Source organism: Fusicatenibacter sp. (assembly GCF_977045365.1).
In genome coordinates, this window is record NZ_CDRRUH010000074.1 from 1 (window position 1) to 13,548 (window position 13,548).

The window sequence follows — 13,548 nt, forward strand, 5'->3', positions numbered from 1 at the left end:
ATTTCAGTACCTGATACATCGAAATGCTCATAGCTGTGGCTTATTCACTGAGATATGAAAGGTTGAAAAACCTTGAATTTTCAATAAAAAACACTTGATTATATGAGGAGGGACACATGAAAAAGAAAAAATGGCTAATGGTAGTTAGTCTATTGATTGCGGTGGTAATTGCTATATCATTAGTTACCTTTACGGGAAAAAGACCTTATAAAGATTTGAAAACATCGGATATTGTTTCTGCCACAGTTCTTTTAGGACCACCCGATAAAACAGTAGAAATTGTGGAAATAAAGGAATTTGTTGCGCTTCTTAAAGATGTTGTTATCTATAATGCAGATGATTCTTATATGGACTATGCAGGTCAAACAGTTACTTTTACGCTTGAAATGGCAGATGGAACTACAGAGAAAATAACAGTTTGTAATCCCTTTATAATAATAAATGGAACAGGATACAAAACTAAATATGAGCCTTGTGAACGGCTAGCTTACTATGCCAATGAATTATTAAGTAGATATGAGTAAATTCCAATTTGTCAAAACGGGTAAGCTATAAAAAATATAATATTTTTAGTCATTGAAAGAGAGATATTGATCAATATGTGTCAATGTCTCTTTTTCATAGAAAAAAGAGGTTGTCCAGAAGTTAGGATATACAGCTGTAGTATTATCAAGTGATCTTGATATTTACTATCCCTAGTGGCGTCAAAACTATGTGGGGAAAGGAAATGATTTATCATTATAGATAATTGGATGCGTCTATTGTTACGGTTAAACAGTTGAAGAAGCTGATGAAGCAGTTGATTCGTTTAAAGAAAATTGGTACAATACAGTTAAGTATTTGATGACATAATATATGGTTTACATGTTTGCTATATCATCTTTTCGGATTTTATGTGAAAGTAAGCTTCGAGTGGTTTAAAGATTATTGGACTTTTTACGTGGATAGGGGCGTTTTTCGTCCGTTAAGCCCAATAAATAATCAACACTCGTATTATGAAATTCGGATAGTTTAATCAGAATTAATAATCGAAAAAAAGTCAATGTCAATATTTTAAAGGACGATGATGTAGAGACATATAATCTCAAGGGGGATTTGATTATTGTAGTGTATGTTCCAATGGCTAAGCGAGATCAGAAACCAGTGTATATTAATGACGATCTGTTTGGTTCCACATTCAGAAGAAATCATGAAGGTGACTATCGCTGTACGCGTTTACAAGTGAAAACAATGTTTCGTGATCAGGCAGAAAACACGATGGACATGGAAATTCTGGACGATGTGCCGATGGAAGATTTAAATTATGAGACTGTTCAGGGCTATCGAAATCGTCATCGTACCCTGAAGCCAGGGCATCCTTTTGAACGCTTAAATGATGCTGAATATCTCAGAAGTATTGGTGCAGCTGCAATCTCAAGAGAAGACAAAGAACTCCATCCAACCGCTGCGGGTATGCTGATGTTTGGAGACGAATACAACATTGTAAGACATTTTCCGGAATATTTTCTCGATTATCGCGAAATGCTTGACCCAACAATTCGGTGGACAGACCGTATCCAGTCGAGTTCTGGGGATTGGTCTGGAAATTTGTGTGACTTTTATTTTATAGTGTACAACAAAATCAGTCTGGATATAAAAACACCGTTTGCATTGCAGGGTGGAGATCGAATCGAGGATACTCCTGTTCATAAGGCGCTCAGAGAAGCACTGGCAAATTGCCTGATCAATGCGGATTACTATGGAACTCGTGGTGTGGTTATAAAAAAAGAACCGAGAAGAATTATTTTTGAAAATCCGGGCTATATTCGTACTGGAAAAATTCAGATGCGTAAAGGCGGAGAATCTGATCCAAGAAATAAATCTTTGATGAAAATGTTCAACCTGATCAATATTGGAGAACGTTCCGGCAGCGGAGTGCCTAACATATTTAATACTTGGGAAGATGCGCACTGGAAAGAACCAACGATCGAAGAACGATTTGCACCGGATCGTACGATCTTAACTCTTGAATTTATTAAAAAACAAACGATAAAAACAAGCGATAATGTTGTTAAGATATATAAATATCTCTTACAGTCCGGGGAGACTGCAACAAAGGATATCGCAGATGTCCTTGGTTTAAGTGCTCAACGAACAAGGGCGATTTTAGCAACGATGGATGACATCGAGGTAATTGGTGCAAATAGGAACAGAAAATATAGAGTCAAAAAGAGCCTTGACAAAAAATAAGAGGGAGTATTTTGAAACGTGTGACAAAGAAAGCGCCCCGTAATTTGTGGTGGAACAAAGCGAAAGAAAAAGGAGAGATCGCACATGGTTTTATTAGTGGTTGATGCACAGAATGGCATCGTAGATGAACGCTTATATGCGTTCGAGAAGTTTGTCAGTAATATCAAGAAGCTGATTGGGACCGCTCGGGAACAGGGGATAGAAGTTCTTTATGTTCAGCACGATGATGGTCCGGGTACTGGATTTTCTATCGGGGACGATGAGTTTGAGGTCTATTCTGAGTTTCAGCCGACGCCCGCTGAAAAACGATTCGTCAAGACTGCATGCAGTGCATGCAGAAAAGAGAGTGGTCTGCTGGAGTATCTGACAGCCAAAGGTGAAAAAGATGTGATGGTCTGCGGCATCATGACTGACTTCTGTATCAATGCTACCGTAGAGGCCGGTTTTGAACATGGACTGCATATGATTGTTCCTGCCTATGCAAATTCCACGCAGGACAATGCGCACATGACCGGGGAGCAGAGCTACCATTACTATAATGAGTTTCTCTGGCCGGAACGCTATGCAGACTGCGTATCTATGGACAGGGCATTGGAGTTACTCAACGGAAAAGTATCATAATTTAGGGCAGGTATTTAAAAATCTGCGGACAAACAGGCATATCTTGGAGCCGGAATTCTGCTTGTGTCCGGGAGCGGCTTTTTCGCACTTGCGGACATCTCCCACATGTGATATGATGGGAACGACAAAATGTGTCGGCAAAACCGCATGATATAGGAAAAAACGCGGCGAATCGGACGGCGCGAAAGAAAGCATAAAGGAGAATATGATTATGGCAAGAGAAATCATTAATACAGAAAAAGCACCGGCAGCAATCGGACCTTATGTACAGGCAGTCGCAGACAACGGCCTTTTATTTATTTCCGGACAGCTTGGCTTTGATGTAGAGCATGGCAGCGTGATCCCGGAAACCGTAGAAGAGCAGGCAACCCTCTCTTTAAAGAATCTGGACGCAATCATGACAGCAGCAGGAACTGACCGCACGAAAGTGATGAAAACAACCATTTTCCTGACCGATATGAACGATTTTGCCAAGGTAAATGAAGTATACGGTGCTTTCTTTGGCGAGTCCAAACCGGCTCGTTCCTGTGTAGCAGTTGCTGCTCTTCCAAAAGCAGCAAAAGTAGAAATTGAATGCATCGTATCCCTGAAATAAGAGGGAGAGATGAGTATGGCAGAGGAAAGAGTAATTAAAATCGGAATGCTGGGTCTTGGCACCGTCGGTACCGGTGTGTACAAAGTGCTGAAAAGCCAGCAGGAGGAAATGCTTCCGAAACTGGGAGCGCGTGTGGAGCTGAAAAAAATTCTCGTGCGCAATGTGGAAAAAGCAGCTGCAAAGGTTGACGATCCGTCGATCATTACCACGAACTTTGAGGAAATTGCCAATGACCCGGAGATCGAGATTGTTGTTGAGGTTATGGGTGGAAAACAGCCGGCTATGAACAACATTCTTGCCTGCCTGGATGCAGGAAAGAATGTTGTAACGGCAAACAAAGACCTGGTGGCATCCGAGGGCAAAAAAATCCTTGCGGCAGCAAAGAGAAACGGAAAAGATTTTCTCTATGAGGCATCCGTGGCGGGAGGAATTCCGATCATCCGTCCGGTGAAACAATGCCTTGCCGCCAATCATATCACAGAGCTGATGGGTATTTTCAACGGTACCACAAATTTCATTCTCACAAAAATGTCGCAGGAAGGCATGGAGTTTAGCGATGCACTCCGTCTGGCGCAGGACATGGGCTATGCAGAAGCAGACCCGACCGCAGATGTGGAAGGTCTTGATGCCGGTCGCAAGGTAGCAATCCTTGCTTCGGCAGCGTTCAACTCCAGAGTGACATTTGAAGATGTTTATACCGAAGGCATTACCAAAATCACGGCGACCGATATCCAGTACGCCAAAGAGATGGGATGCACGATCAAGCTGCTCGGTGTGGCAAAAGATACTCCGGAAGGAATCGAAGCCCGTGTTCATCCGATGCTGATCGACAGCAATCATCCGCTTGCAACCGTCAATGATTCCTACAATGCCGTATTCCTGACAGGCGATGCGGTACAGGATACGATGTTTTACGGACGAGGCGCCGGAGAGCTTCCGACTGCGAGTGCTGTTGTGGGTGATGTTTTCGATGTCGTGCGCAATATTTTATGGAACTGCTGCGGCAGAATCGGCTGTACATGCTACCGGGAATGCCCGATCAAGCGTGTCGGCGAAATCAAGTCGAAATATTTTGTACGCATGCAGATTGAAAATCGGTATGGAACGCTGGCATCAGTAGCCTCTGTCTTTGGAAACAACAAAGTTTCAATTGCACAGATGCTTCAGAAACGTGTCAATGGAAAATATGCCGAGATCGTCGTCATTACAGACGAGGTCAAAGAGCGCCATTTTGAGGATGCCATGCAGATTTTAGGCGGAATGTCGATGATCCAGGAGATTTCCTCGACAATCCGGGTATATTAATTGAAACAGAAATAAAACTTAAAAAAGAAAGGAATTCACCATGAGTAAAAAACCAACCGTATTAATGATTCTTGACGGATATGGACTGAATGACAAATGCGAGCATAACGCTGTCTGCGAAGCAAAAACTCCGATTATGGACCAGCTGATGAGCCAGTGCCCGTACGTAAAAGGACAGGCCAGCGGACTTGCTGTAGGTCTTCCAGATGGACAGATGGGTAACTCTGAGGTAGGTCATCTGAACATGGGTGCAGGCCGTGTTGTATACCAGGAGCTGACCAGAATCACAAAAGCAATCCAGGACGGCGATTTCTTCGAGAATGAAGAGCTGGTAAAGGCTGTTGAAAATGCAAAAGCAAACAATTCCGCACTGCATATGTTCGGACTTCTCTCTGACGGCGGTGTTCACAGCCACATCACCCACGTATTCGGACTTCTGGAGCTGGCAAAACGTAAGGGTCTCGAGAAAGTTTATGTACACTGCTTCCTGGATGGCCGTGACACTCCTCCGGCATCCGGAAAATCCTATGTTGAGCAGCTGCAGGCAAAAATGGATGAGATCGGTGTCGGCGAAATCGGCGTGATCTCCGGCCGTTACTATGCAATGGACCGTGATAACCGCTGGGATCGTGTTGAGCTGGCTTACAAGGCTCTGACAAAAGGGGAAGGCGTAGAAGGAACCGATGCAGCAGAGGCTGTTCAGGCTTCTTATGATGCTGAAAAAACCGATGAGTTCGTTCTGCCGACCGTTCTGAAAAAAGACGGAAAACCGGTTGCAACGATTCAGGATAAAGATTCTGTGATCTTCTTCAACTTCCGCCCGGACCGTGCAAGAGAGCTGACAAGAGCATTCTGTGCAGATGAGTTCACCGGATTTGAGAGAGAAAAACGTCTGGATCTGACCTACGTATGCTTCACGGAATACGATGAGACTATCCCGAACAAATCCGTTGCATTCAAAAAAGAAGAGATCACCAATACCTTCGGTGAGTATCTGGCAGCACATAACATGACGCAGGCTCGTATCGCCGAGACCGAGAAATATGCACACGTAACCTTCTTCTTCAACGGCGGCGTTGAGGAGCCAAATAAAGGTGAGGACAGAATCCTTGTGAAATCCCCGAAGGTTGCTACTTATGACCTGAAACCGGAGATGAGTGCTTACGAAGTATGCGACAAGCTGACGGATGCCATCCGTTCCCAGAAATACGATGTCATCATCATCAACTTTGCAAATCCGGATATGGTTGGCCATACCGGCGTTGAGAGCGCAGCAATCCAGGCAGTTGAGGCTGTTGATGAGTGCGTAGGCAAAGCAGTTGAAGCATTAAAAGAGGTTGACGGCCAGATGTTCATCTGTGCGGACCACGGAAATGCAGAGCAGCTTGTAGATTACGAGACCGGCGAGCCATACACCGCTCATACCACCAATCCGGTTCCGTTCATTCTGGTTAATGCAGATCCATCCTACACGTTAAGAGAGGGCGGTTGCCTGGCAGACATCGCACCGACCCTGATCGAGCTGATGGGAATGGAGCAGCCAAAAGAAATGACAGGAAAATCCCTGCTGATTAAGAAATAAAGAGAAATCGTTGTAAAGGACAAGCTTTATTATTCTGAAAAAGGCAAAAATGATTAGCGTCCAATAGAAAAAATTAAACCTTGAGATATGGGAATTTTACTCATATCCCAAGGTTTTTTTATTTCTCCGCATAGTAAAACCCCTGAAAATACGGCGATTTTCAAATAAAATATTGATTTTATTTAGTTTCCCGATTGCTGAAATCAGCAAAGGGAGCAGATTTGAGAAAAATGAATAAGGATAATTTGAATTGTCCTTTCGAGGATAGTCAGCTTTTTCAAAAACACGTGAAAATGTCCCTGCCGGATTCGTTTTGAAACGGGTGCGGCAGGGATATTTTATTATAATAATCTGAAAATAAAAATAATTACGCAATAAGAGACAGAATAAAAATAGAAAACATATAAAAAATCAAAATAAAGTATTGACAAATGAGAAGAAAACTGATATAGTAAAGACAACAAAAGAAAACGGAAGAAAAAAACAGAAAGAGAGGACGGACCACCGAGAACATAACGAATTACCCCATAAACTAAGAAAGCGAAGGTATGGACCCAAGAAAACGTAACGAAGTACCCCAAAGCGAAACAAAAGAACAAAAATAAAAAATAAAAAAGAAAGGATTCAGTCCAATGCACAGTTCTAACTTATGAAAGCCATCCGAAAATGGAAAAATCGGATGGCTTTCATATTGCGTTTTTTTATGTTTGAAAAGAATAAGGACTGGAAAAAAGAGGTTTCGACAGAGAGAGCAACATATTTTTCACATAGCACGGTCATACTGTGAACGCAGAGAAGAAACTTGGTTACTGTTCACTTTGCAGCAAAACAGGAGGGAAAACTATGTTTCGATATTTACCAATTCGAAGCGTGACAGGAAGAGAAATCCTGGATTCGCGCGGGAATCCGACCGTGGAGGTGGAAGTGGCTGTCGGAGAGGGCATTCTCGGGCTGGAAGGCCATATGGGGCGTGCCCAGGTGCCGTCCGGGGCATCGACAGGAAAATTTGAGGCACTGGAAAAAAGAGATCAGGAAACGCGTTATCTGGGGCAGGGCGTGAGAAAGGCCGTAGAAGCGGTCAATACCGTGCTGGCCGATGCCATTGTCGGCGAGAATGCGCTCGAGCAGGAGCGGATCGACCATATCCTGTGCCAGGCAGACGGAACCGAAACGAAAGAAAACCTCGGGGCAAACGCCATTCTCGGTGTCTCACTTGCTGTGGCGCGCGCGGCGGCAAATGCGCTTCATCTGCCGCTGTACCAGTACCTGGGCGGCTGCCACACAAGTCGTATGCCTGTGCCGATGATGAATATTTTAAACGGCGGCCGTCATGCCGACAACACCGTCGATCTGCAGGAATTTATGATTATGCCGTGCGGCGCTCCCTCATTCCGGGAGGGGCTTTCCATGTGCGCGGAGATTTACCATACGCTGAAGCAGCTCCTGAAAGAGCAGGGATACTCGACTTCTGTCGGCGACGAGGGCGGCTTTGCGCCGGATTTAAAGGATTCCGATGAAGCATTGCAGCTCATTGTCACTGCAGTCCAGAAAGCCGGCTATACACCCGGAAATGATGTGATGATCGCGATCGATGCGGCAGCAAGCGAGCTCTATGAGGAGAGCCGGAACGTCTACTACTTTCCCGGGGAATCCCGCCAGAGCGGAAAGACAGTATTTCGGGATACTGCAGAAATGGTTGCCTACTATGAGGAGCTGATCGAAAAATATCCGATCGTATCCATTGAGGATGGGCTGTGCGAGGACGATTTCGAAGGCTGGAAACAGATGACGGAAGCGCTGGGGGACAGAGTACAGCTGGTCGGGGATGATCTGTTTGTGACGAATGTAAGAAGACTTTCCTGCGGCATTGTGCTTGGCACAGCAAATGCGGTTCTGATCAAGGTAAACCAGATCGGAACGCTCTCCGAAGCGCTGGATGCAGTGGAGATGGCACAAAGAGCAGGATACCGCGCCGTCATTTCCCACCGGTCCGGAGAGACGGAGGATGATTTTCTGGCAGACCTCGCCGTTGCGACAGGAGCAGGCCAGATCAAAACCGGAGCGCCGTGCAGGTCCGAGCGGAACGCGAAATACAACGAGCTTCTCCGCATCGAGGAACGCCTCGGCGAGGAAGCGAAATACCGGAATCCGTTTCCACAAAAGGGAACCGGCGTAAGAGAATGGTGAAAAACGGCGTAAAATAGGCAAATAACAGTTGAAATCGTTCTTCCGCTATGGTAAAATGATATAAGTTGGCCGTAGGAGGTGTAATTGTGGAAATTTTAAAAACGATTTTGACAGTCATTTATGTCATTGATTGTATTGCTTTAACCGTTGTTGTATTGATGCAGGAAGGAAAACAGCAGGGTCTCGGTGCTATCGCAGGTATCTCAGACACTTACTGGGGAAGAAACAAAAGCCGTTCTGCAGAAGGAACTCTGATCCGTGCAACAAAAATCATGGCAGTTCTGTTTATTGTACTGTCGGTTGTATTAAACATGAATTTTTAGCAAAGTAAAGACATCCTTATTCCCACGAGAAGGCGTAAGGGTGTCTTTTTCTACAAAGAGGAGATAATAGATGAAAGATAATAAAAAGAAAAAAGATCGGAGGAAATATCCGCAGGGCAGCGCGGCGTCCCATGCAGGACAGAATAGCGGGAACCATGGCGGTCATGCGGGCCATCCGCGTTCCAGAAGTTCGAAACTGCTGAAAAACCGCAAGACGCTGCTCATGGATCTCGTAAGCTCGAAAAACTATGAGCCGATGCGTCTGAAAGACATTGCCATGCTGCTGCAGGTGCCGAAAGCAAAACGGTCGGAGCTTGCGGAGGTTATGGAAATCCTGGTAAAAGAAGGAAAAATCGATGTGATCTCCGACGGCCGTTACCAGAAGAGCCGCGGTGCATCCACAACGACGGAAAAACGAGAAAAAAGAGACCGCCGCGCCGGAGAGCAGGGCAGAAGAGGACGTGATGACCGCTTCCGCAGAAAGAATGGAAAGGACGGCGACACGGAGAAAAAACCGCGCATCCAGACCGTCGATATCCAGGCAGTCGTGGACGCCTACCAGATCCCGGAGGAGTTCCCGGCGCGCGTGATCACACAGGCAGGAAAGTGTCCGGAAGAAGTAATCCCAAACGATTACAACGGCCGTCTCGATCTGAAAAGCTGGCAGATGGTGACGATCGACGGCGAGGATGCCAAAGACCTCGATGATGCCGTATCCGTTACAAAAGCGGGAGACACCTGGACTCTTGGCGTTCATATCGCCGATGTCAGCAACTATGTGCAGGAAAATTCCGCCCTCGACCGTGAGGCGTTAAAGCGCGGCACCAGTGTCTATCTGCCGGACCGTGTTATTCCGATGCTGCCGAAGCGCCTGTCAAACGGCATCTGTTCCCTGAATGAGGGACAGGAGCGCCTGGCACTCTCCTGTATTATGACGATCAACGAGAAAGGCCGTGTGATCGGCCATCAGATCGCTGAGACGGTGATCCGCGTGGACTGCCGCATGACCTATACCGCCGTCAATGCAATCCTGACCGAGCCGGAAGCACATCCGGAACTGCTGGAGGAATATCATGAGCTGATTCCAATGTTCCGCCAGATGCAGGAGCTGTCCGCACTGATCCGGAGCTGCCGGAAAGAGCGCGGCGCAATTGATTTTGAATTCCCGGAGAGCAAGGTAATTCTTGATGCAGAAGGGACGCCGGTGGAGATCCGTCCGTATCCGTCAAATGTGGCAACACGGATGATCGAGGACTTCATGCTGATGGCGAACGAGACCGTGGCAGAGGAATACTGCACACGCGAAATCCCGTTCTTATACCGGACGCATGACAAGCCGGACGGAGACCGCATGGAGGCAACGCTGACGCTGATCCGTGAGCAGGGCATCAAAGTCGAAAAGCGTTCCCACGAGATTACGCCGGGCGAGGTGCAGAAGATCCTCACCAGCATCGAGGGAACGCCGGAAGAGCCGCTGATCAGCCGCCTGCTGCTGCGGTCGATGGCAAGAGCCATCTATACTCCGGAATGCAGCGGCCACTTCGGTCTGGCAGCGTCGTATTACTGCCACTTCACCTCACCGATCCGCCGTTACCCGGATCTGCAGATCCACCGCATTATCAAGGATGATCTGCGGGGACGTCTCGACAAGGGCGGCAGAATCGGCAAATATTCGTCCATTTTGCAGCATGTGGCGGAGCAGTCGAGTGCAATGGAGCAGCGCGCCGCAGAGGCAGAGCGCGAGGCTGTGAAGCTGAAGAAAGCCGAATATATGCTGGAGCATGTCGGCGAGGAGTACAACGGTGTCATTTCCGGCGTGACCGGATGGGGCTTCTATGTGGAACTGCCAAATACCGTTGAGGGACTCGTCCACATTATGACGCTCAAAGATGATTATTACAATTTTGATGAAGAAAATTACCGTCTGGTCGGAGAGCGGCACGGAAGAGTCTTCCGCCTTGGCGAGCCGGTGCGCGTCCGTGTACGAAACGCCGAGCCTGCCAACCGGACAATCGATTTTACGTATGTAGAAAAAGAAACCGAGACAGAATAAATCCCTGGAGGAAAAAGCTATGGCAAAACAAAAAGGAAATCGAATGATTGCCAACAATAAAAAGGCATATCATGACTATTTTATCGAGGATAAATACGAGGCCGGCATCTCCCTTGCCGGTACCGAGGTAAAATCCCTCCGCATGGGAAAATGCAGTATCAAGGAGTCCTTCATCCGCATTGAGCGCGATGAGGTCTTCATCTACGGCATGCACATCAGCCCGTATGAGAAAGGCAACATTTTCAACAAAGATCCGCTGCGCATCCGGAAGCTTCTGCTGCACGACTATGAGATCCGCAAACTTGAGGCGCAGATCAAGGAAAAAGGCTACACGCTCGTTCCGCTGCAGGTGTATTTTAAAGGCAGCCTCGTAAAAGTCGAGATCGGTCTGGCACGCGGTAAAAAACTGTATGATAAACGGCAGGATATCGCAAAGAAGGATCAGAGACGTGAGGCGGAGAGAGATTTCAAAGTTAAAAATCTGTATTAAAAATCCTTGACAAAAAGTATGGGGAAAGACTATAATACAATATACGGCAGTTGAAAGAGAGCTTTCACTGCACCGGGACGATCTGTTTGCGTCCCTGTATCAAAGAAAAGCGTCTGTAGAACCAGCACGGGCTTGTACTGGTTTCGACGGGGGTTTTGAAGTTTGGGAAGCCATTCGTGGACTCCGGGACCGCGTCATCAACCTGGAACCTAAATTTAAACGCAGACGATAATTACGTAGCGTACGCTGCCTAAGCGCGGCGTTGTCAGCTGAATAGTTTTCCGCGGCTATTCTCCTGGCATCAAACAGATGCGGAGCACTTCGTTTCCAAAGCTTTGCGGAGATGGAAGATTTTATGAAGCTACCGAAGCGGCAAGCCTGTCATCCGGCGTGCCGACGGGGGAATCTTTAATAGAATGACTGTAATGGGAGATGCCTGAATGAATAGGCTTTCGGACAGGGGTTCGATTCCCCTCAGGTCCATACCTGAAAAACCGCTAAAATCCAGTGTTTTAGCGGTTTTTTTGTACATTTTGGGTAGAAAAAACAGGGCAAAAATAGCGTTTTAGACCGTTTCAGACCGAAAAAAATGGGGTCAAAATCGCGGTCGAAAATTAAGGGGAAAAGGAAAAATTTTCCATAAAAAAGTCGATTTTCTGATAGAAAAATGAAAAGGGGAGCAGATATGCAGTTACTGATCAAACAACGTGTATTTTCCTGGTCAGACACGTATGATATCTATGACGAGCAGGGGAACCAAAAGTATTTTGTGAAAAATGAATTTATTTCCCTGGGACACCGTCTGCATGTATACGATGCGGCGCATAACGAAATTGGATTTATCAAACAGAAATTATTTTGTTTTCTTCCAACTTTCGAAATCGAATGGAACGGGCAGTTAATGGGACATATCGAAAAACGTTTTGCACTGTTCCGTCCAAAATATGATGTAGATTTCATGGGATGGCGTGCAGAAGGTGACTTCATGGGATGGGATTACGATGTCTACGAAGCCTGCAGTGCGGTCGTCCACGTACATAAAAAACTTCTGAGCTGGGGTGACACGTATGTCATCGAATATGATAATCCGAACAATGAAATTCCGGCATTATTACTGGTGCTGGCGATCGATGCGGCAAACTGTTCACAAAATAATGGATAGCTGGCAGTGTCTGGAATGGCGTCAGGGGAGCTGGCAAGGCTTTCGTTTATGCCATTTGGCGCGAGCGTAATTGGATAAAAGGTGTATGGAAAAAGATCGGGTTACCGGTCTTTTTCTATGCGTATCATGAGGCGGCCATTCCTTTGATGCAAATAGAAACATGATAAAAGTATTGCGCAGCAGAATAAAGTATGATACCATAAATTTACAGAAAAAATAAAGAAACGATAGAATATTCAGTATTAATTGAAAAATCAGGAAACAGAAGGGGGGAAACTTTATGAAGATAAGACAGACAATCTTTTTATTACCTTTGTTTTTGCTGGCGGGCTGCGCATCTGCAGGAGGATCACAGAGCAGAGATCTGGATTTAAAGGAACTCTGTACAGAGGAGCAGGTTTTCCAGTATGCGGATTTTGAATGGGGAACGGATTCGGAACAGCTTTTCAAACAGAGTTCCCTGAAGTTTGATGAAAAAGATCTGGGACAGGGTGATGAGAGCAGCACAAAGACATACGAGAGCAAAGAAAAATTTTCCCTGGAAAATGCAGAATCTAACATGGATCTGGAATTTTCGGACGGTCAGCTGAGTCAGGTTTCCTTTACTTTTGACATCGAACAGGATGCCAATACATGGATTCAGAAAGAAGTAGACAAACTGAATTCTTTATATGGCGGAGGAATTGCAACTGGACTCGGAAATCAGATTTATCAGTGGCAGGGGGAGCAGGATACGGTTCTGCAGCTGACGGCTTTTACGGAAGGGGATGAAAGCGCAACCGTTATCTTAAGCGTGGCATCAATGGAATACTCGATTGGATCATAAAATTGACAGATACGGGCGCATCAGACGGCAATGTCTGGTGCGCCTGCTTTTGTGTGCCGAGCATGGCACTAATCTTGCTGGTGCAAGTCCAGTCACGGGTATTTACCGCCAAGTGTAGCGAACCACAAGTTGGTATCAGTAACGGTATGGATGGAGGAAGTGGTGTAGCAAAGTT

The 13,548-nt window shown here is 46.1% G+C and carries 12 protein-coding genes and 1 other RNA gene; all 13 read left to right on the forward strand.

Annotation, left to right across the window (positions count from 1 at the left end; translation table 11 throughout):
* The first annotated feature begins 116 nt into the window (after positions 1–116).
* The 13 genes from ACY2VW_RS12930 (at position 117) to ACY2VW_RS12990 (ending at position 13,373) form a co-directional block, all read left to right on the forward strand.
* The gene (locus tag ACY2VW_RS12930) at positions 117–524 is read left to right on the forward strand and encodes a hypothetical protein (protein WP_461878330.1); all 408 of its coding nucleotides are present in this window, start codon (positions 117–119) and stop codon (positions 522–524) included.
* Between the two features lie 571 nt (positions 525–1,095).
* Positions 1,096–2,229: an ATP-binding protein gene (locus tag ACY2VW_RS12935; RefSeq protein ID WP_461878331.1), complete on the forward strand. Its 1,134-nt coding sequence runs from the start codon at positions 1,096–1,098 to the stop codon at positions 2,227–2,229.
* Between the two features lie 84 nt (positions 2,230–2,313).
* Positions 2,314–2,850: an isochorismatase family protein gene (locus tag ACY2VW_RS12940; protein ID WP_461878332.1), complete on the forward strand. Its 537-nt coding sequence runs from the start codon at positions 2,314–2,316 to the stop codon at positions 2,848–2,850.
* 211 nt (positions 2,851–3,061) lie between these two features.
* Positions 3,062–3,445 carry a RidA family protein gene (locus ACY2VW_RS12945; protein WP_055218381.1) on the forward strand — a complete coding sequence of 128 codons (384 nt, stop codon included), beginning with the start codon at positions 3,062–3,064 and terminating at the stop codon, positions 3,443–3,445.
* Between the two features lie 15 nt (positions 3,446–3,460).
* Positions 3,461–4,750, forward strand: a complete 1,290-nt coding sequence (locus ACY2VW_RS12950; protein WP_461878333.1) for a homoserine dehydrogenase — start codon at positions 3,461–3,463, stop codon at positions 4,748–4,750.
* Positions 4,751–4,790: 40 nt separating this feature from the next.
* Complete coding sequence (gene gpmI, locus ACY2VW_RS12955) at positions 4,791–6,332, forward strand: 2,3-bisphosphoglycerate-independent phosphoglycerate mutase (protein ID WP_461878334.1); 1,542 nt, start codon at positions 4,791–4,793, stop codon at positions 6,330–6,332.
* Positions 6,333–7,175: 843 nt separating this feature from the next.
* On the forward strand, positions 7,176–8,519 hold the full coding sequence (eno, locus tag ACY2VW_RS12960; RefSeq protein WP_461878335.1) for a phosphopyruvate hydratase: 1,344 nt from the start codon (positions 7,176–7,178) through the stop codon (positions 8,517–8,519).
* 86 nt (positions 8,520–8,605) lie between these two features.
* Positions 8,606–8,842: a preprotein translocase subunit SecG gene (gene secG, locus ACY2VW_RS12965; RefSeq protein ID WP_461878336.1), complete on the forward strand. Its 237-nt coding sequence runs from the start codon at positions 8,606–8,608 to the stop codon at positions 8,840–8,842.
* A 223-nt stretch (positions 8,843–9,065) separates the two neighbouring features.
* Positions 9,066–10,895, forward strand: coding sequence for a ribonuclease R (gene rnr / locus ACY2VW_RS12970; protein ID WP_461878338.1), 1,830 nt, complete (start codon positions 9,066–9,068; stop codon positions 10,893–10,895).
* Between the two features lie 19 nt (positions 10,896–10,914).
* Positions 10,915–11,385 (forward strand): SsrA-binding protein SmpB, encoded by a 471-nt coding sequence (smpB, locus tag ACY2VW_RS12975; protein WP_022463315.1) that lies wholly within the window; start codon positions 10,915–10,917, stop codon positions 11,383–11,385.
* A 128-nt stretch (positions 11,386–11,513) separates the two neighbouring features.
* Positions 11,514–11,871: a transfer-messenger RNA gene (gene ssrA / locus ACY2VW_RS12980) on the forward strand.
* Positions 11,872–12,070: 199 nt separating this feature from the next.
* Complete coding sequence (locus tag ACY2VW_RS12985; protein WP_461874032.1) at positions 12,071–12,547, forward strand: LURP-one-related/scramblase family protein; 477 nt, start codon at positions 12,071–12,073, stop codon at positions 12,545–12,547.
* Between the two features lie 280 nt (positions 12,548–12,827).
* Positions 12,828–13,373 (forward strand): hypothetical protein, encoded by a 546-nt coding sequence (locus ACY2VW_RS12990; RefSeq protein WP_461878337.1) that lies wholly within the window; start codon positions 12,828–12,830, stop codon positions 13,371–13,373.
* Positions 13,374–13,548: the final 175 nt, after the last annotated feature.